The 17,868-nt window shown below is 71.0% G+C and carries 19 protein-coding genes; 12 read left to right on the forward strand and 7 right to left on the reverse strand.

What is annotated here, in order from left to right:
- Positions 1-81: 81 nt before the first annotated feature.
- Positions 82-753, reverse strand: a complete 672-nt coding sequence (locus ACRYCC_RS12340; RefSeq protein ID WP_433811380.1) for a hypothetical protein — start codon at positions 751-753, stop codon at positions 82-84.
- Between the two features lie 93 nt (positions 754-846).
- Between ACRYCC_RS12340 and ACRYCC_RS12345 the strand changes: the two genes are divergently transcribed.
- Positions 847-1,908 (forward strand): M48 family metalloprotease, encoded by a 1,062-nt coding sequence (locus ACRYCC_RS12345; RefSeq protein WP_433811382.1) that lies wholly within the window; start codon positions 847-849, stop codon positions 1,906-1,908.
- Here the strand turns inward: ACRYCC_RS12345 and ACRYCC_RS12350 are convergent.
- Entirely contained in the window at positions 1,901-2,719 is an 819-nt protein-coding gene (locus tag ACRYCC_RS12350) for a class I SAM-dependent methyltransferase (RefSeq protein WP_433811384.1), read from the reverse strand. The two genes, ACRYCC_RS12345 and ACRYCC_RS12350, sit on opposite strands and share 8 nt — an antisense overlap.
- Before the next feature lie 192 nt (positions 2,720-2,911).
- Between ACRYCC_RS12350 and ACRYCC_RS12355 the strand changes: the two genes are divergently transcribed.
- Entirely contained in the window at positions 2,912-3,721 is an 810-nt protein-coding gene (locus tag ACRYCC_RS12355; protein WP_433811386.1) for a hypothetical protein, read from the forward strand.
- 73 nt (positions 3,722-3,794) lie between these two features.
- Positions 3,795-4,676: a crotonase/enoyl-CoA hydratase family protein gene (locus ACRYCC_RS12360; RefSeq protein WP_433811388.1), complete on the forward strand. Its 882-nt coding sequence runs from the start codon at positions 3,795-3,797 to the stop codon at positions 4,674-4,676.
- A 245-nt stretch (positions 4,677-4,921) separates the two neighbouring features.
- Here ACRYCC_RS12360 and ACRYCC_RS12365 read toward each other — a convergent pair whose 3' ends face one another.
- Positions 4,922-5,164, reverse strand: a complete 243-nt coding sequence (locus ACRYCC_RS12365; protein WP_433811390.1) for a putative acetyltransferase — start codon at positions 5,162-5,164, stop codon at positions 4,922-4,924.
- A 98-nt stretch (positions 5,165-5,262) separates the two neighbouring features.
- Here ACRYCC_RS12365 and fdxA point away from each other — a divergent pair, with 98 nt between their 5' ends.
- The 3 genes from fdxA (at position 5,263) to ACRYCC_RS12380 (ending at position 7,371) form a co-directional block, all read left to right on the forward strand.
- Complete coding sequence (gene fdxA, locus ACRYCC_RS12370; protein WP_433811392.1) at positions 5,263-5,586, forward strand: ferredoxin; 324 nt, start codon at positions 5,263-5,265, stop codon at positions 5,584-5,586.
- A 199-nt stretch (positions 5,587-5,785) separates the two neighbouring features.
- Positions 5,786-6,871: a succinyldiaminopimelate transaminase gene (dapC, locus tag ACRYCC_RS12375; protein ID WP_433811394.1), complete on the forward strand. Its 1,086-nt coding sequence runs from the start codon at positions 5,786-5,788 to the stop codon at positions 6,869-6,871.
- 8 nt (positions 6,872-6,879) lie between these two features.
- Entirely contained in the window at positions 6,880-7,371 is a 492-nt protein-coding gene (locus ACRYCC_RS12380) for a DUF2617 family protein (RefSeq protein WP_433811396.1), read from the forward strand.
- Between the two features lie 33 nt (positions 7,372-7,404).
- On the opposite strand, the gene ACRYCC_RS12385 is transcribed toward ACRYCC_RS12380, so the two are convergent.
- Positions 7,405-8,112: a MerR family transcriptional regulator gene (locus ACRYCC_RS12385; protein ID WP_433811398.1), complete on the reverse strand. Its 708-nt coding sequence runs from the start codon at positions 8,110-8,112 to the stop codon at positions 7,405-7,407.
- A gap of 127 nt (positions 8,113-8,239) precedes the next feature.
- Between ACRYCC_RS12385 and ACRYCC_RS12390 the strand changes: the two genes are divergently transcribed.
- Complete coding sequence (locus tag ACRYCC_RS12390) at positions 8,240-9,382, forward strand: acyl-CoA dehydrogenase family protein (protein WP_433811400.1); 1,143 nt, start codon at positions 8,240-8,242, stop codon at positions 9,380-9,382.
- A 36-nt stretch (positions 9,383-9,418) separates the two neighbouring features.
- Here ACRYCC_RS12390 and ACRYCC_RS12395 read toward each other — a convergent pair whose 3' ends face one another.
- On the reverse strand, positions 9,419-10,684 hold the full coding sequence (locus ACRYCC_RS12395) for a hypothetical protein (RefSeq protein ID WP_433811402.1): 1,266 nt from the start codon (positions 10,682-10,684) through the stop codon (positions 9,419-9,421).
- Positions 10,685-10,922: 238 nt separating this feature from the next.
- Positions 10,923-11,309 (reverse strand): nuclear transport factor 2 family protein, encoded by a 387-nt coding sequence (locus ACRYCC_RS12400; RefSeq protein ID WP_433811404.1) that lies wholly within the window; start codon positions 11,307-11,309, stop codon positions 10,923-10,925.
- A 190-nt stretch (positions 11,310-11,499) separates the two neighbouring features.
- Here ACRYCC_RS12400 and ACRYCC_RS12405 point away from each other — a divergent pair, with 190 nt between their 5' ends.
- Positions 11,500-13,146, forward strand: coding sequence for an HNH endonuclease signature motif containing protein (locus ACRYCC_RS12405; RefSeq protein WP_433811406.1), 1,647 nt, complete (start codon positions 11,500-11,502; stop codon positions 13,144-13,146).
- Positions 13,147-13,465: 319 nt separating this feature from the next.
- On the opposite strand, the gene ACRYCC_RS12410 is transcribed toward ACRYCC_RS12405, so the two are convergent.
- Positions 13,466-14,311 (reverse strand): hypothetical protein, encoded by an 846-nt coding sequence (locus ACRYCC_RS12410; protein ID WP_433811408.1) that lies wholly within the window; start codon positions 14,309-14,311, stop codon positions 13,466-13,468.
- A gap of 43 nt (positions 14,312-14,354) precedes the next feature.
- On the opposite strand from ACRYCC_RS12410, the gene ACRYCC_RS12415 reads away from it, so the two are divergent.
- From ACRYCC_RS12415 to ACRYCC_RS12430, 4 genes are all read left to right on the forward strand, one after another.
- On the forward strand, positions 14,355-15,191 hold the full coding sequence (locus ACRYCC_RS12415) for a 2,3,4,5-tetrahydropyridine-2,6-dicarboxylate N-succinyltransferase (RefSeq protein WP_433811410.1): 837 nt from the start codon (positions 14,355-14,357) through the stop codon (positions 15,189-15,191).
- A gap of 120 nt (positions 15,192-15,311) precedes the next feature.
- Positions 15,312-16,403 carry a succinyl-diaminopimelate desuccinylase gene (dapE, locus tag ACRYCC_RS12420; RefSeq protein WP_433811412.1) on the forward strand — a complete coding sequence of 364 codons (1,092 nt, stop codon included), beginning with the start codon at positions 15,312-15,314 and terminating at the stop codon, positions 16,401-16,403.
- A gap of 77 nt (positions 16,404-16,480) precedes the next feature.
- Positions 16,481-17,254: an LOG family protein gene (locus tag ACRYCC_RS12425; RefSeq protein WP_433812158.1), complete on the forward strand. Its 774-nt coding sequence runs from the start codon at positions 16,481-16,483 to the stop codon at positions 17,252-17,254.
- Positions 17,251-17,844 (forward strand): LOG family protein, encoded by a 594-nt coding sequence (locus ACRYCC_RS12430; protein WP_433811414.1) that lies wholly within the window; start codon positions 17,251-17,253, stop codon positions 17,842-17,844. Before ACRYCC_RS12425 ends, ACRYCC_RS12430 begins: the two co-directional genes overlap by 4 nt.
- Positions 17,845-17,868 lie beyond the last annotated feature (24 nt).

A 17,868-nucleotide genomic window follows, 5' to 3' on the forward strand; every position in this document is an offset into this window, starting at 1 on the left:
AGAGATTACCGAGCTCAGGGCCGTCACCGACGACCGTCGGCGATAGATGGCGAACCATCGGTTGTGCAGGAATTCGTCCGTTCAGCGGCCGATGTCGCGGACCAGATCGAGGGCGAGGGTCAGGTCCAGATGGAGGAAGGACTCGAACTTGGCGCCGGGCGGCACGGCCGGGTCGCCGGCCAGCTGCCGGAGCACCCGCAGGGCCTGGGGGACGTTGAGGTCGTCGCACAGGGCCGAGTCGGCCTCCGCGACGTAGCCGGAGGACATCGGCCTGCCCGGCGCCCTGGCCCAGCCCGCCATCTCGGCCCGCCACTCCCGCAGATCCGCGTCCGCGTCCTGCAGGTCCTCCCAGGACGGGTCGAGGGTCTCCCGGTAGTGGCAGCGCAGGATCACCAGCCGCAGCGCGAGCGGATCCAGCCCGCGGGCCTCCACCTCCTCGGGGCTGGGCAGGGGACCCGTGCCACCGATCTCGATCTGCCGCTGCGCGGCGGTCTTGGATGAGACATCACCCACACCGAGGTCCACACCGGGAGGGTCTCCGTCCAGCCCGGGCCGGATGTTCAGGGCCGCGGTGGAGCCGTTGGTGAAGGAGAACACGCGCAGCCGCTGCCGCTCGCAGAAACGGCGGATGAGATCGCCCAGCACCTGTCCGCGCAGGCCTTCCCCGGAGTTGACGCGCAGCACCAACCGGCCGGGCCGGGCGCACGTAAGGTCGGAAACACGGCCCGTCCGCTCGTCATACAGCCGCAGCATCCCCCCACCCTAGGTGGCGACCACCTGTGGCCGTCCAGCCACAAGGGATTTACCTCTTGGTAACGTACTTCTCGTCATCAGACGGGGGAAGTCATGAAGACTCGAGATCTCATCACTTACCGCGTCGGGCCGGACAGCCAGCCAGAACTATGGCGGTTCATCCGGGACACCGCGGACCGCTTGGGGGTGGCCGCGCCCGATGTGGTGGAGCTTTATCCGGTACCGGAGGTGGAGCTGGCAGGCTCGGGGCAGAGCCGGCTGCTGGTCGGCCTGCCGTACGTCCTGGGGCTGGACGCCGACGGGCTGGCCGACGTCATCGGGCACGAGCTGACCTATCAGCAGAGCCGCCGGGGCGGGGTCGTCAACCGGCTGCCCGCCCGCGGAGTCTGCCCGGAGTCGGTGGCCAGCGCGCTGCTGCAGGCCGCGCACGTGGCCGTGTCGTTCGAGCGCTTCGTCCTGCAGTACACCGGTCCGCTCGCCAACGCGGGCTACTACCCGGTCGACCTCTGGGACGGCTGGCGCTGGACGCTGCGGCAGGAGCGCGGCCGCCAGGACCGTGACCGGCAGGGCCGCGACCGGGAGGCCGCCGCGGCGAGCGTACGACCCGTACCGCTGGATCCGTCCGGCCCGGCGACCGCACCGGCCCCGGGCGACGGCGGGACCCGGCCCGTACGGCTGCGGCCGCTCGGCATCACCACCGAGACCGGCTTCGCCCGGCTGCTGGCCGAGGAGTTCCTGTCCCCGGAAGACGCGGGTCAGGATCAGCGGCTGCGCCCGGTGACCTTCGACGAGGTCCCGCACGAGGTGTGGGACGCCGGGCTGAACCGGCGGGCGCTGGCGATCAGGACGGCCGCCGCGTGGCTGCTGCGGCAGTCCAGGGCGACCGCTCCGGAGGTCCTGGACCTGGTCGCGGACGGCCGCGCCGTGGAGATCCTGCGCAACGCGGGAGTGGAGTCGCCGGGGCTGGAACCGGCGGCCCGTACGCTCGGCCCGCTGGTGCACGAGGCGCTGCGCCGCCGGGGCTACCGGTTCGAGCACCCGCTGCGCCAGCACGTCTACGTGGGACCGGCCTGGGACCGCATCGACGTCACCGAGCTGCTGGAGTCACTGGACCGGCCCAACGCGGTCGCCCGCCTCGGCTACCTGCTCACCTGACGCGGGACAGCGCGGGGGCGGGGTGGGCGAGTTCCGGCGGGGGCGTGCTGCCGTCGGGCTTGCGCACGGCGGCGAAGCGCAGCCGCACGTAGTCGGCGACCCAGCCGGACTCGCGCCGCAGCGCCGGGGCGGCCAGTACGTTGATCCGCTCCAGCAGCGGCTCGGTCAGCTCCGGCGGAACGTCGGCCAGCGGCTCGGCGGCGAAGATCCGTACCCAGTCGGCGGCGCCGCCCGGGCCCTCGGTCATCCGGGTGGGCCGGTCGAAGTACTCCAGCAGGCGGACGGTGAAGCCGCCCTCCTCGAGCCGGTTGGCGTACTCCGCGGGGGTGGGGAAGTACCACGGCAGCTCCGGCTCGGACAGCCCGAACTCCCGCCAGGCGGTCTGCATCGCGGCGATCAGCTCGGCGCAGTTGCCCGCACCGCCCATCTCCGCGACGAAACGGCCGCCCGGGCGGAGCGACGCGTACGCCTTGTTGATCACGGCGTCGGGGTCGCGGGTCATCCAGTGCAGGGCGCCGTTGGAGGCGACCGCGTCGAACGGCTCCGCCACGGTGAACTCATGGGCGTCGCCGACCGCGAAGGACAGCTCCGGGTTGAGCGCGCGCGCCTGGGCGATCATTTCCGACGACCCGTCGATGCCGAGCGTCTCCGCGCCGCGCGCGGCGATCTCGGCCGCGAGCGCGCCGGTGCCGCAGCCCAAGTCGATGATCTTTTCCCCCGGCTGCGGGTCGAGCAGGTCGACCAGCGGCGCCCCGTGAGCGGAGACGTACCCGAAGGCGCTGTCGTAGGTCACAACGGCCCAGTTACTCATCCCGCCCCCTACAGTCCCCAGTCACGCAAGCAACATATCGGACAATCGGTGCAGGTAATGGTGGGTTGCCGATGGTGGTCCGGGCGGTGTGCGGTTCGTGACCGGATGGGCAGGTCCGCCGTCCCACCGGGGCCTGAGGGGGCTGCGGCCAGTCGGTTGGCCCGGTCGTTGCGGGGGCGTACGGTCTTTGCCATGGCGCAGACCCTGACGTTGCCGGTGCCCGGGACGCTCACCGCGCGGCTCCTCGTGGTGGATCCGCGCCGGCCCGCACCGGAGGGGATCTCCCGGGGCGGCCGGATCGAGGAGATCGGGCCGGGCCACGCCGCGCTGCCCCTGCCCGGGCTGCTCGCCCGCGGCGGCGCGCCGCCCGAGGTGCTGGACCGGCTGCGGCACGGCGGACGGCACCTGCTGGTCGAGGCGAGCGGGCCGCCCGGATGGCCGCCCCGGCACCTGTTCGAGGCGATGACGAGCGGTGGCGCGCTGGCGCACCTCACCGGCGGGGTGCTGATCGACCCGCTGACGAGCCGGCTGGTCCCCCCGGAGAGCGTCGACCACGCCCCCGGCGATCCGGGTGCGTTTCTGCCCCAGCACTTCGTGCGGATCAGTGGGTCCACGCACGGCGACGGCCTGCACCTGTCGACCGCCGGGCTCGGCCGGCTCGGGCTCCCGGAGATCCGCACCCTCGGGCTGCCGCCGTACCTCGGCCAGGCCTGGGCGCGGCTGACGAACTCGCTCGCCTATCACCTGGTCCAGGACCTCTGGACGGACCTCGAGCAGACGCTGGGTCTCACCTCGCGGGAGGTGCCCGACGAGCTGTCGGTGACGCCGGACGACGTGGCGATGGCGGAGTCGGAGGACCCGCTGACCGCCTACGAGGTACGCGTCCGGCTCTGGCCCGGCAACGGATACCTCACCCTGGTGCCCCCGCGCGGCTTCGCCGGGTCGGAGTCGCAGTGGCGCAGCGAGGTGGTCATCATGCTCTTCCCCGCCGCCCGGATCTGACCGCGGCCCCTCGTACGGCGGAGCGCCCGCGTCTGTCTAGGATTCAGGCGTTCCGCCGACCAAGGGAGCGTTCATGACGTACACGGAGATCCGTTACGAGGTCGCGGACGGGGTCGCGACGATCACCCTCGACCGGCCTTCCCGGATGAACGCCTACACCTACGTGATGCGCGGGGAGATGCTCGCGGCCTTCGACGAGATCGACGCCGACGACTCCGTACGGGCCGTGGTGGTCACCGGCGCGGGGCGGGCCTTCTGCGCGGGCGCCGACCTGGAGGGCGGCGGGGCGACGTTCGACAGGACCCGGTACGGCGACATGTTCGCCGGGGACGATCTGCTGGCGGACGGTACGCCCCGGGACGGGGGCGGCACGGTGGCGCTGCGGATCGCCGGCTGCCTCAAGCCCGTCATCGCCGCCATCAACGGGGCGGCGGTGGGCGTCGGCATCACCATGACCCTCCCGATGGACGTGCGGCTGTGCGCCGACACGGCCAGGTTCGGGCTGGTGTTCGCCCGCCGCGGCATCGTCACCGAGGCGGCCTCCAGCTGGTTCCTGCCGCGCCTGGTGGGGATCTCGCAGGCGATGGAGTGGGCGGCCACCGGCCGCGTCTTCCCAGCCTCCGAGGCGCTCTCCGGCCGGCTCGTCTCCCGGGTGCTGCCGCCCGGCGAGCTGCTGCCCGCGGCGTACGAGCTCGCCCGGGAGATCGCCGACAACACCTCGGCGGTGTCCGTGGCGGCCATCCGGCGGCTCATGTGGTCGGGGCTGTCGGCCGCCTCGCCCTGGGAGGCGCACGCCGCCGACTCGCGGCTGATGAACGCCCTCGGGGGTTCACCCGACACGGCCGAGGGGGTCACGTCCTTCCTGGAGAAGCGGCCCGCGGTCTTCCCCATGCGGGTCGCCGCCGACCTGCCCGCGGAGGTCCCCTCCTGGCCCGACCGCCCCGAGGGACTGTGACCGCCGGAGGCCCGGTGCGGGGATCCCGGTCGGCCCGGGCGGGGGCCCTGTCCGTGTGAGCCCGTCCGTGTGAGCCTGTCCGTGTGAGCCCGGTCACAGCGGGGCCAGGTCAGAAGGGCCGAGCAGGGTCCAGCCATTCGCGGGCCTGGGGCAATTTACTGCCGATCTCGGCGTGTCCGGAGTGTCTTCCCGCGGCGGGACGAACAGGGCTGCCGGCGCCGTCGCGGCGAGGCGCTCGCGGCGGGCTAGCGCGGGCGGCGCGGCGGCGCGGGCGGGACGACCTTGCCGGCCACGATGATCCCCTCCGGGACTTCGACCAGCTCATCGGTACGGCGCCGGATCTCAAGGACGCCGCCCGACCACGATTCGAGTACGCCGACCACGTCGCTGTACTCTCCCGTTGGCAGACGGCGGCGGAGCGAGACCCGCTTTCCCACGTCCGCCGGAGTGACGGTGAGAACCAACCGTGCGCCGAATCGGGCGGACATGTGGCGACCCCCATGTCGAATCGGGTAACCGGACACGGACATACTAGGTTCAGCAAGCTTGCGGTGAGCCGTGGCGAAGGCCCGAGAGGAGTCATGACGTGACCTACGTCATTACGCAACCCTGCGTGGATCTGCTCGACAAAGCATGTATTGAAGAGTGCCCCGTCGACTGCATCTACGAGGGCAAGCGTATGCTTTACATCCACCCGGACGAGTGCGTTGACTGTGGTGCGTGTGAGCCGGTTTGCCCTGTTGAAGCCATCTACTACGAGGACGACGTCCCGGAGCAGTGGAAGGACTTCTACAAGGCGAACGTCGAGTTCTTCGACGAGCTCGGTTCGCCCGGCGGTGCGTCCAAGGTCGGCAAGATCGACCGTGACCACCCGATCGTGGCGGCGCTGCCGCCGCAGAGCGAGGAATAACCGCCGGAGCCTTCGTGCTCAACGCGCTCGACAAGCATCGCGTCAAGGCCGTGACCACGGTCGCCAACGATTCGTGGTCGCGGCCTTGAGGCGTTCGGTGGCGGCCGGTGCGGCCGGGCAGGAACACCGGCAGGAACACGGGACGGACCCGGCGGGGCCGTACGAGCCGCAGTAGAAGCCGTAGCAGAGGGGGGCGACGTTGATCACGCTGCCGGACTTTCCATGGGACCGCCTGGAGCCGTACAAGGCGACGGCGCTGGAGCACCCGGACGGCATCGTCGACCTGTCGGTCGGTACCCCCGTCGACCCGACCCCGGAGATCGTGCGCAGGGCCCTGGCCGAGGCCGCCGACGCGCCGGGCTATCCCCTGACGTACGGGACGCTCCGGCTGCGTGAGGCCGCGGCCGGCTGGCTGCGCCGCCGGTTCGGGGTGCACGCGGACCCTGCCGCGATCCTGCCGGCCATCGGCACCAAGGAACTCGTGGCGTGGCTGCCGACCCTGCTGGGCGCTGGGCCCGGCGACCGCGTGGTCTTTCCGGAGCTCGCCTACCCCACCTACGACGTCGGAGCGCGCATCGCCGGAGCGGAGTCGGTGGCCAGCGACGGGCTGCTGTCGCTCGGCCCGGGCAACCCCACGCTGGTCTGGCTCAACTCCCCGTCCAATCCCACCGGCAAGGTGCTGCCGGCCGAGCACCTGCGCAAGGTCGTCTCCTGGGCCCGCGAGCGGGGTGTGCTGGTCGTCAACGACGAGTGCTACCTGGAGCTGGGCTGGGATCCGGCCCGGCCGCCGATCTCGATCCTGCACCCCGACATCTGCGGCGGCTCGCACGAGGGGCTGCTCACCGTCCACTCGCTGTCCAAGCGCTCCAACCTGGCCGGCTACCGCGCCGGGTTCGTCGCGGGTGACCCGGACGTGGTCAAGCGGCTGCTCGAGGTCCGCAAGCACGCCGGGATGATCATGCCCGCGCCGGTGCAGGCGGCGATGGCCGTGGCGCTCGACGATGACGCGCACGTCGAGGTCCAGCGGGAGCGCTACCGGCGGCGGCGGGCCATGCTGAAGGCCGCGTTCGAGTCGTACGGCTTCCGTATCGACCATTCCGAGGGGTCGCTGTACCTGTGGGCCACCCGCGACGAGCCGTGCTGGGACACCGTCGCGCACCTCGCCGCACTGGGCATCCTGGTGGCCCCCGGCGACTTCTACGGCACGGCGGGCGCCCGGCACGTGCGCATCGCCTTCACGGCCACCGACGAGCGCGTCGCCGCCGGCGTGGCCCGCCTGGCCTGAGCCCCCGGATGCTGGCCGCCCTCGACGCCGCGTACGCCGACGCCCGTGCCGAGACCCTGTGCTTCACGCTGGACGAGCCCCCCATCGACGGGCTGGTGACGCTGCCGCTGCTGGTCGGGGGCGTGCGGGCGGAGTTGCGGCTGCTCGGCTCGGCCCATCAGGTGATCGCCGGCCCGGTGACCGAGACGGTCGCGACGCTGCCCGGCCGCCCGGGTCCGCTCCCGTACAGCCTGGGCCGTGAGGTCGGCGGCTGGTCCTACCGCTTCACCGCCGACGTCTACCGGCGCGCGGCGGCGGACTTCCAGTCGGCCACCTCCTTCCTGCGGAAGTACCTCGCAGACCGGGAGGACGCGCTGGCCGGCACCTATCCGGGAGCGCCGGACGCGATCAGCGCCATCCTGCTCCGGCCCGTCGCCCGCGGCCTGGACTGGCGGACCTGGCACACCTTCCCGGGCACCCGGGAGATCGTCGTCACCCGCAGCCGAATGCTGATCCCCTGACCCCCGCCGTCCCTTGCCCCCCCGTGGTGGGTGTCAGTCGGGGACCGAGCGGCGGATGGCGCGGTCGACGGCGCGCTGGAACGAGGTGACGACCGCCTGGACGGTCAGCGGCTTGAGCCGGGTGGCCATCTCCAGCAGCCGCTCGCGTTCCTCGGCGGGCCGGCCCTGCTCGCGATACCGCCGTACGACCGTGTCCTGGAAGACGCGTTGCAGATCGTCGGCGAGGGCCGCGGTGTGCCGTTCCATCGCCTCGTGCGCGGCGACCAGGGTCTCGAGCGGCATCGGCAGCTCGGCCAGCTCGGCGGTGACCCCGAGCAGCGGTGGGCTGGCCACCCGTACCCGGTCGGCGGGAAGCCGCTCCACCACGCCCAGCGCCGCCAGCCGGTCGAGGGTGTCGTCGTCCAGATGCCGGCCGGCCCGCTTGTCGAGCTCGTGCCGGTCGAGGTCCTCGGGCTGGTCGGGTGCCCAGGGCGACAGCAGGGCCCGTTGCAGGGCGAGATCCTCGGGGGAGGCGTCGAGGGGGATGCGCTGCAGGTGCTTCTCGATCGAGGCCAGCGTCAGCCCGAGTGTTTGAAGTTCCCGTACGAGTTCCAGCCGGCCGAGGTGCTCGGGTCCGTACAGCCCGGTCCGGCCGCGCAGCCGCGGCGGCGGCAGCAGCCCGCGACCCGCGTAGAAGCGCACGGTCCGTACGCTGACGCCGGCGCGGGCGGCCAGCTCGTCCACCGTGAGCTCCGGTGTCATCGGCCCCCCAGGCTGCTCGACGTATGTGACAGTGCCAGTGTTACATTAATGATGTATCAGTAGCCACTTACCCGCGGTCCGCGTATGCCCCCGGCCGCGGGCCGGAAGGAACAGGGAGATCCACCTGATGGCACGCGAGATCTTCACCGAGGAGCACGAGGCCTTCCGGGACATGGTGCGGTCCTTCATCGCGAAGGAGATCACGCCGTTCCACGAGCAGTGGGAGAAGGACGGCATCGTCTCCCGCGACGTCTGGCTGGCGGCCGGCCGTCAGGGGCTGCTCGGGATCGACATCGACGAGGAGTACGGCGGCGGCGGCAACGACGACTACCGGTACTACATCGTCTTCAACGAGGAGCTCGCGAAGGCCGGTGTGCACGGGCCCGGTTTCGCGGTGCACAACGACATCAACGGCGGCTACCTCAGGCAGCTGTGCACCGAGGAGCAGAAGCGGCGCTGGCTGCCCGGCTACTGCTCCGGTGAGATCATCACCGGTATCGCGATGACCGAGCCGGCCGCAGGGTCCGACCTGCAGGGCATCAAGACCACCGCGGTCAAGGACGGCGACGACTACGTCCTCAACGGGTCCAAGACGTTCATCTCCAACGGCATCCTCGCCGACCTGGTGATCGTCGTGGCCAAGACCGACCCGGCCGCCGGGGCGAAGGGCGTCAGCCTGCTGATGGTCGAGCGTGGCATGCCGGGGTTCGAGCGCGGCCGCAACCTGGACAAGGTGGGCATGCACGCGCAGGACACCGCGGAGTTGTTCTTCGACAACGTACGGGTGCCGCAGGCCAACCTCCTCGGCGCGGAGGGCATGGGCTTCATCTACCTCATGCAGAACCTGGCCCGCGAGCGGCTGTCGATCGGCACCACCGCGCTGGCGGCGGCCGAGTCCGCCTTCGAGCAGACCCTGGAGTACTGCAAGACCCGGGAGGCCTTCGGCCGCCCGATCGGGAAGTTCCAGCACAACCGGTTCACGCTCGCCGAGATGAAGACCGAGCTGTCGGTCGCGCGCGCGTTCACCGAGCAGTGCATCGTCAAGGAGAGCACCTCGGACCTCAGCGCCGAGGAGGCCGCGATGCTGAAGTACTGGAACACCGAGTTGCTCAAGACCGTCGTCGACCGGTGCGTCCAGCTGCACGGCGGATACGGCTACATGATGGAGTACCCCATCGGCAAGGCCTACCAGGACGTACGGATCCAGACGATCTTCGGCGGCACCACCGAGATCATGAAGGAGATCATCGGCCGTAGCCTGGGGGTCTAGAGGGTTTTCGGGGCTCCGGGTCTAGAGGCTCCGGGTCTAGAGGCTCGGGGCCTGGCCCGGTCCGGCTGACGACGCGGCACCGGGGAAGAGCCCGGGCGGCACTCGCTCCCAGGCGCGGGCGAAGGCCTCGGGGAACTCGGCGAGCGGCACCGGGTGCCGCCAGGCGCCCTTGCTGTGGCCGTACGGCCAGTAACGGGCGGGCAGGCCGCCGTCATGACACGCCCGCGCGAGCTGTGCGGCGCGCACCCGGATGTGCGCCAGCGCCAGTCGCGCAGTGCCCTCACGGGCCGTCCAGGCGGGATCCCATCCCGGCGGGACGGCCCCGGACCCGGTGCCGACCCGTTCCAGCCATGCCCGCCAGCGGGCGGCGTCGGTGCCCCCGGGGCTCCCTTGTTCGCGCAGGGACAGTTCGCGCAGGGACAGTTCGCGCAGGGACAGGTGGTACGCGGCGGCGAACCACCAGATCGGCGGACCGGATCCGTTCCTTCCGGCGGCCAGGTTCCGGCGCGGAGACCAGAAGGGCAGTCCGGCGGTGGCGATCAGTATGTCGGGGCCGTCCTGCGGCGCGTCCGCGTCATGGAGCAGCTCGCGCAGCCGCGCCCAGAGCGCCTCCCGGTCGGCGGGCAAGCCGCGTTGCGCCGGACCCGGCAGCCGCAGGCTGACGCTCCGGCGTACGCGCCACTCCCGTCCCGCGGGTTCGCCGGCCGGACCCGGCACACGGTCGGTCCACCGGACCGTACCGTCCCGGACCTCCAGCTTCGCCCGGTGCGGTGGCTCTGGCGGCGGCGCCATGGGCAGCGGCACCTCGGGGGCCAAGTCCGCGAGCCGGAGTGGGTGCACGAGATCCTCGAAGTCGTCCGTGTGGACCAGGAGCTCGCCGGAGATCGCGAAGACGCGGCCGATCCCGGTGGTCCGGCGCTCGCCGGTGGCCGGTACGGCCCGGGCCACCAGCGGGCCGTGCTTGTCCGTGTAGACGACCACCAGGGCGTCCCCGAAGAACCTGATCAGATGCACATGGCACCCGAAGTAGGGCGCGTAGGTGTAGAGACCGGTCCGCCACCGGCGTGCTCCACCGCCTGCGACGTTGATCGTGAACTCGATGGGCGGGCTGCTGCGGTGGTCGGTCTCGGTGGTCTCCTCGATCCAGCCGAACCGTCCGGCGCCGTCCTCGGTGCCGGCCAGGACCCTCCGGCCCGGCGACGTTCCTTCCCCGGCCGACGGCAGGGACTCCGGATAGGGCCCGGCCAGGCCGAGCGCCGCGCCGATCCCGGCGAGCAGCCGCCGCCGATCCTCTGAACCCACGATGTCGACGTCCCCTGCCGTTGAGCCCCGAGTCGGCCGCCTGTCGCACACGTTGACCGGATCCGCTGATCGATGGTATTCACCGGGCATGGCCGGGGTCGATGGGCCGGTGCACGCGAGGAACGCGCTGCGGTCCGCTTCTACGCACGCAAGGGCAACGCGTGCCGCGTTCGGGGCGCTGGCGGACGAGATCCACGCGGGACGTCACGACCTGTGAGCCGCTGGTTCAGCGGCTGGTTCAGCGGTGGTCGTTCTCGGTGAGCACGATCACCCAGGCCCGGCGCTCGGCGATCTTGCCGTCGCGCATCACGAACACCTCGGCCATCGACAGTCGTACGGGCTCACCGGTCTCCTGGGGCGCCCACCCGAGAAGTTCGGCCATCACGGTGTCGCCCTCCTCGACCATCCGTATGACCTCCAGCCGGGGAGGGCCGACGAAGCCGGGCCCCTCGATGGCGTTGCCGTACGCCTCCTTACCGGTCAGGTGGAAGTGGCCGAACACGGTCCACTCGATGTCCTCGGTCAGGCAGGCCAGGATCTTCTCGTGGTCGTTCGCCCGGAAACCGTCAAGGTAGGTCTCCACCGTCCGCTTGTTCGGGGACTTGTCGTTCGGGGACGTGGCCATACGGACTCCTCTGTCCTCGGGCGCCCGGTGCGGACGCCTCTGATGGAAGTCGTAACCGGCGTCCGGCTCTCGACATCGCGCGAACGACGAGTGGTCGCCACCACGGCGGAGGCCTTACTCGGCGGTGAGGTCTTCGAATAACTGTTCGAGGATTGTCGGTGACCGTGTGTAGCTTGAAGGTGTGCGCTCAGTGACGGAGTGGGAGGCGGCCACCAGCGGGGAGCTGGTGGAGCTGGCCCATGCGGCGCTGGGGGTGCTGGCCGTGCGGGCGGCGCCACAATGTCCCACGGTCTGCCTTGAGCTGGCCGAGCGGCTGGGCGCGGCGCTGGATCTCGGTGAGGCCGCCATGGCGGGTCTGGTCGGGCGGGCCGACGCGGCCGCGGAGCCGTCGCGGCAGCGGTACGCGGGGACCCGCGGATGGCTGACGACGGCGATGGGAATGCGCAGTGGCCGCGCCTCCGAGCGCCTGACGACTGCCCGTCAGCTACCCCGCCTGCCGCGCACCGCGGGCTTGGTGTCGGCCGGGAAGCTCCCGTACGGATACGCCGCGACGATCTGCGAGGCGGTCGCGCGCCTGTCGGATGAGGATGCCCTGGCCGCCGAGCGGATTCTGCTGGACGCGGCACTCGAGGGGGTCTCGGCGACCAAGGTCGCCAAGCTGGGTGATCGGATCGGCCAGGTCATCGCCGAACGCGACGGCACCGACGACCCCGGCCAGGACGCCCGGCGTGGGACCCGGTCGTGGTTGCGGATGTCGCGTTATCTGGGTGGACGTGGCGCCGTGCGCGGCGACCTGGATCCTGAGCTCGCGGCGCTGCTGGCCGACCGGCTGGCACCGCTGGCCAAGCCGGCCGGCCCGGAGGACACCCGCGACCAGGCCGAGCGCAACGCCGACGCGTTGCGCATGCTGCTGAGCGGGGGCGGTGCGAGCTGGAACGCGACCCTGGTCATCAGCCTTGACGATGACGATGACGGCGACTGCGGCAACGCCGCCGGCGCCGATGCCACCGCGCATGTGAAAGCCGATGTGCCCGCCCATGACGATGAGCGCCCGGACAAGGCCGACCCTGCAGATCCGGTCGATGCGGGTCCGGTCGATGCGGATTCGGTCGGCGTGGATCCGGTTGATGCGGATCGGGGCGGCGTGGATCGGGGCGGTGTGAATCGGGGCGGTGTGAATCGGGGCGGTGTGGATCGGGGCGGTGCGGTGAGGACCGACGGGATGGCGGTCGGCGACCCGGTGGAGACCGACGGCGCGCCGGACTCGGTCAAGACCGATGACATGGTGAGGGCCGACGGCGCGGTGACGGTCAGCGACCCAGACGAGTCCGGCGAAGGTGACGATGACCGGGTGCCGGAGGGAAGGCTGCGGGTGCCGGTGTGGCCGCTGGAGAACATCACCGGTGGCTGGCGCATCCGGGCCCGGCTGGCCGACGGCACCCCCATCAGCCCGCAGCAGGCTCGCATCATCGCGCTGAACGCGGGGATCTCCGCGCTGGTCCTCGGGTCGGAGGGGCATCCCCTCTACCTCGGCCGCACGGCTCGGTTCGTCACTCCGGCCCAGCGACGGGCGCTCGAAGCCCTCTACGAGACCTGCAGTGCCGACGAGTGCGACATCCCCGTGCGAATGTGCCAGCTGGACCACGTGTTCAACTGGACCGAGAACGGCACTACCGACATCGACCGCCTCGCCCCGGCATGCGCCTTCCATAACCGCCTGAAATACGCCCATCCGGAATGGTTCACCATTTCCCGCGACAGGTCGGGCCGGTGGCGGTACACCATCAGCCGTCCGCGCCCCCGCTGGAACCACCGCACACAAGCACAAGGACCGTAAGCAGGCGGGACGGCCAGAGGGGCACGAATCTCCTCGGGTTCGGGCCGAAAGGCCAGAGCACCGCGCAGTCGACTTGGCGGATCGTCGGTCCCGCGCGGGATAGGTGACTCTTGCTGACCCTACGTGTCCATGACGTCACAGGAGTCGTGCGGGAGGGCTTGCCGCAGACCGTGGGCGAAAGCCGACGGCCAACAGTGACACCCGACGGCCAACAGGGCGGGTGTGCTGCCGCATGACCGCCGGCCCGGCCGAATGCCCGGTCTCGGCTCCGAGCGCGTCCAGGATGCCCGATCTCCCGAGCCTGGTCAGGCCGGGGCGGTCAGCGGATGATGACCCGGTCGGTGGGGGCCTTGTCGTCGTCGTCCCAGCCGGCGAATCCGTCGTCGGCCCGCCAGCGCTTGCCGCCGAAGCGCACCTCGGTCAGGCCGTACCCCTGCGCGTGCGACACGGCCCAGGAGGCCACCGACCACCCCAGTGCCGGATTCGGCACGCTCACGGCGCCATCGTCCACGTGCAGCGGCGGGCCGTACCCGGTCTGGAGCAGTTGCGCCGCCGCCGTCAGCCGCGGCTTGGTCCGGCGGTCGGGGGAGTACCAGCAGCGGACCGCAGCCGTCACCCGGCCGGTGTAGCCGCCCGCCATGACCTTCGCACTGCCCTCATGCTGGGCATAGAGGCTGCCGTCGGCGCTGCGCTGGACCTTCTGCGCCGCCTCGTGCACGGGCAACGTCTGGTAGCGCTTGACCTTGACCAGGGCGTCGAAGAACCGCGTGCTCGCGTACGCCGGGTCACTGATCTTCTCCGGCTTCCCCCAGCCCTGGGAGGGCCGTTGCTGGAACAGGCCGATGGAGTCCCGGTCGCCGCCGGTCAGATTGCGGATTTTGGACTCCTGGAACGCCGTCGCGTAGGCGATCACCAGCGCCTGCTCGGGCAGATGTTTTCGCTGGGACACCGCGGCGATGGTCGCCGCGTTCGCCGCCTGCTCCAGATCGAGCCGCACCGAGCCGTCCGGTGTCCGCACTTCACAGTTGTCGCCGTGCAGGTACGGGCGAAGGTGGGACAGCAGCGCGTAGACACCGACTCCAATAGCGAGCACGACGACCAGGGCCGCGCCGGTCCACCGCACCCGCCTGGTCTTCCACTTCGCCACGCCATCCGATCGAACCACGTCACGACCGTACCGGCAGAAGCGCACCGATAAGCTCCAGGCCATGACCGAAACGTTCTTCAGCCCGATCAGCGCGGCCGTCGACGAGCTGTGGGAGCGCCGGGCCGGGCTCACCACCGAGGACGCCGACGCCCGCGCGGCCATCGTGGCGGCCGTCGACCAGATCGACACCGGTGAGGCGCGGGTCGCCTTCGTCGACAAGGCCAGCAATGAGGTCGTCGTGGACGAGCGGGCCAAGCGGGCGATCCTGATGAGCTTCAAGGTGCTCGGGATGGTCCGGTCCCAGGTCGGTGACTTCCACCACCACGACCGCATCCCGCTCAAGACCCGGCTGGACGGCGTACGGGTGGTTCCCGGCGCCATCGCCCGCTGGGGCTCCTACCTCGCGCCCGGCGTCGTGCTCATGCCGTCGTTCACCAACATCGGCGCCTACGTCGACAGCGGCACCATGGTCGACACCTGGGCCACCGTCGGCTCCTGCGCGCAGATCGGCAAGAACGTCCACCTCTCCGGAGGCGTGGGCATCGGCGGCGTGCTCGAACCGCCGAACGCGGTGCCGGTCGTGGTGGAGGACGACGCCTTCATCGGCTCCCGCTCGATGGTCGTCGACGGCGCGCGCGTCCGTACCGGTGCCAAGCTCGGTGCGGGGTCCATCCTCACCAAGACCACCCGGGTCTTCGATGTGGAGACCGGCGAGGAACTGGCCCGTGGCGAGGCGCCGGCCTGGTCGGTGTGCGTCGGCGGCACCCGGACCAAGACGTTCAACGGCGGGGAGTTCGGCCTGCCCTGCCTGCTGGTGCTCAAGCGGCTGGAAGAGGGTCAGCAGCACGACAAGCTCGCCCTCAACGACATCCTGCGCGAACACGGCGTCGACGCCTGACAGGACCCCGCAAGTGCCCGCCGGCTCACGGCACGTGATCGGCCGACGGTCGGCGGGCACGGGTGACCCGGCAGGTCGGGACGGGCGACCACCAGGTGTTCGGGCGTACGCTCTGGTGGCATGCGACTTGACCTGTTCTCCGACGTCGGAGCGTTGACAGCTGCCCTGGTGGACATCGAGTCGGTGAGCGGCAACGAGAGGACGCTCGTCGACGCGGTCGATGAGGCGCTGCGCGCCCTCCCGCATCTGAAGGTGGACCGGGACGGCGACTCGCTGGTGGCCCGGACGACGCTCGGCCTGCCGGAGCGGGTGATCCTCGCCGGGCACTCCGACACCGTGCCGGTCAACGGGAACCTGCCGTCCCGGATCGAGGGCGACCGGATGTACGGCTGCGGGACCTCCGACATGAAGAGCGGTCTGGCGGTGCTGCTCCGGCTGGCCGCCACGGTCCCCGCGCCCAACCGGGACGTCACCTACGTGGTGTACGAATGCGAGGAGGTCGCGGCCGAGCGCAGCGGGCTCAAGCGGCTGGCCGAGACCCGGCCCGGCCTGATCGAGGGCGACTTCGCGGTGCTGCTGGAGTCCACCCTGGCGGAGATCGAGGGCGGCTGCCAGGGCACCATGCGCATCGAGGTGACGGCACGGGGGGAGCGGGCGCACACCGCGCGGGCCTGGATGGGTTCGAACGCCATCCACAGCGCCGCGGAGATCTTGGACGTGCTGCGCGCGTACGAGCCCGCCCGCCCGGTGGTGGACGGGCTGACCTTCCACGAGGGGCTCAACGCCGTCTTCATCCGGGGCGGCGTGGCGGGCAACGTGGTCCCCGATGAGTGCGTGGTCACCATCAACTACCGCTTCGCCCCGGACAAGTCCGTCGCCGAGGCCGAGGCCGTACTGCGGGAGCTCTTCGCGGGGTTCGAGGTGACCGTCGTCGACGCCGCCGCCGGTGCCCGCCCCGGGCTGGGCCACCCCGCGGCGGCCGCGTTCGTCACGGCGATCACCGGGCGGCCCGACGTCGCCGAGGGGGTCGCCGAGGGCAGCGTGCGGCCCAAGCTCGGCTGGACCGACGTGGCCCGCTTCTCGGCGCTCGGGATCCCCGCCGTCAACTGCGGTCCCGGTGATCCCGCCCTGGCGCACACCAAGGGGGAGTACGTCGAGATACCGCGCATTTTCGCCTGTGAGGAGCGTATGCGCACGTGGCTCACCAAATGAGGCCCACCGGAAAAGATGGGGCACGGCTTGGCGGCCTTCGTTACCGTGAGGGCATGGAACCGAAGGACAGCACACGTATGCACCGTCAAGGGCCCGCGATGCTGCGTGGCAAGGCGATCCCCCAGACCACGACCGATCAGCGGCTGCTCGACACGCGCGGCCCGTCAGCCTGGGTGCACGAGGACCCGTGGCGGGTGCTGCGGATCCAGGCCGAGTTCGTGGAGGGCTTCGGGCTGCTGGCCGAGCTGGGACCGGCGGTCAGCGTCTTCGGTTCGGCCCGGACCAAGCCGGGCTCCGCCGAGTACGAGCTGGCCGTCGAGATCGGCGCGAAGCTTACCGACGCGGGCTATGCCGTCATCACCGGCGGCGGTCCCGGGATCATGGAGGCCGGTAACAAGGGCGCCGACGAGAACGGCGGGGTCTCGGTCGGGCTCGGCATCGAGCTGCCCTTCGAGCAGTCGATGAACGCCTACATCGACATCGGCCTGGAGTTCCGCTACTTCTTCGTCCGCAAGACGATGTTCGTGAAGTACTCGCAGGCCTTCGTGGTGCTGCCGGGAGGCTTCGGCACGCTGGACGAGCTGTTCGAGGCGATCACGCTCGTCCAGACCAAGAAGATCACGCAGTTCCCGATCGTGCTGGTCGGCACCGAGTACTGGGGCGGGCTGCTGGACTGGATCAGGTCCACCATGCTGCCCAGCGGCAAGATCTCCCCCTCGGATCCGGAGCTGCTGCAGCTCACCGATGATCCTGACGAGGTCGTACGCATCGTGCAGGAGGCCCACGAGAACCACCAGCGGGAGCTCGAAGAGGCCTCACAGCGGTCCACCGCGGAGACCGCGGGCACATGAGCGGTCTGTCCATCTGCGTGTTCTGTGCCTCCAGCAGCCGGATCGATCCCAAGTACCTCGACCTGGCCGCCGAGGTCGGCACCGAGCTGGCCCGCCGTGGCCACTCGCTGGTGTCCGGCGGCGCCACCGTGTCGTCGATGGGCGCGGTGGCCGCGGCGGCCCGCTCCGGCGGTGCCCGCACGGTCGGCGTCATCCCCGAATCGATGGACGACGGGGAGCTGCCCGACCACGGCAACGACGAGCTGATCGTCACTGCCGACATGCGTACCCGCAAGGCCGAGATGGACCGCCGCTCGGACGCCTTCCTGGTGCTGCCCGGCGGGCTCGGCACACTGGAGGAGCTCTTCGAGATCTGGACCTCCCGGGTGCTGGGCATGCACGACAAACCGCTGGTCATCCTCGATCCGTACGGTCTGTACGGCCCGTTGCGGACGCTGCTCGACCACCTCAGCACCGAGGGCTTCGCCCGGCCCAAGGCGCTGGAGGCCGTCGACTGGACCTTCTCGGTACCGGAGGCGTTCGAACTACTGGAGCGCCCTGGCGGGCATCTGCGGCCGACCGCCGAGGAGCGCGCCGAAGCCCAGCCCTGATCTGGAGCGTTTACCTCCTCATAA

Source organism: Actinomadura scrupuli (assembly GCF_050971785.1).
GTDB lineage: Bacteria > Actinomycetota > Actinomycetes > Streptosporangiales > Streptosporangiaceae > Actinomadura_E > Actinomadura_E scrupuli.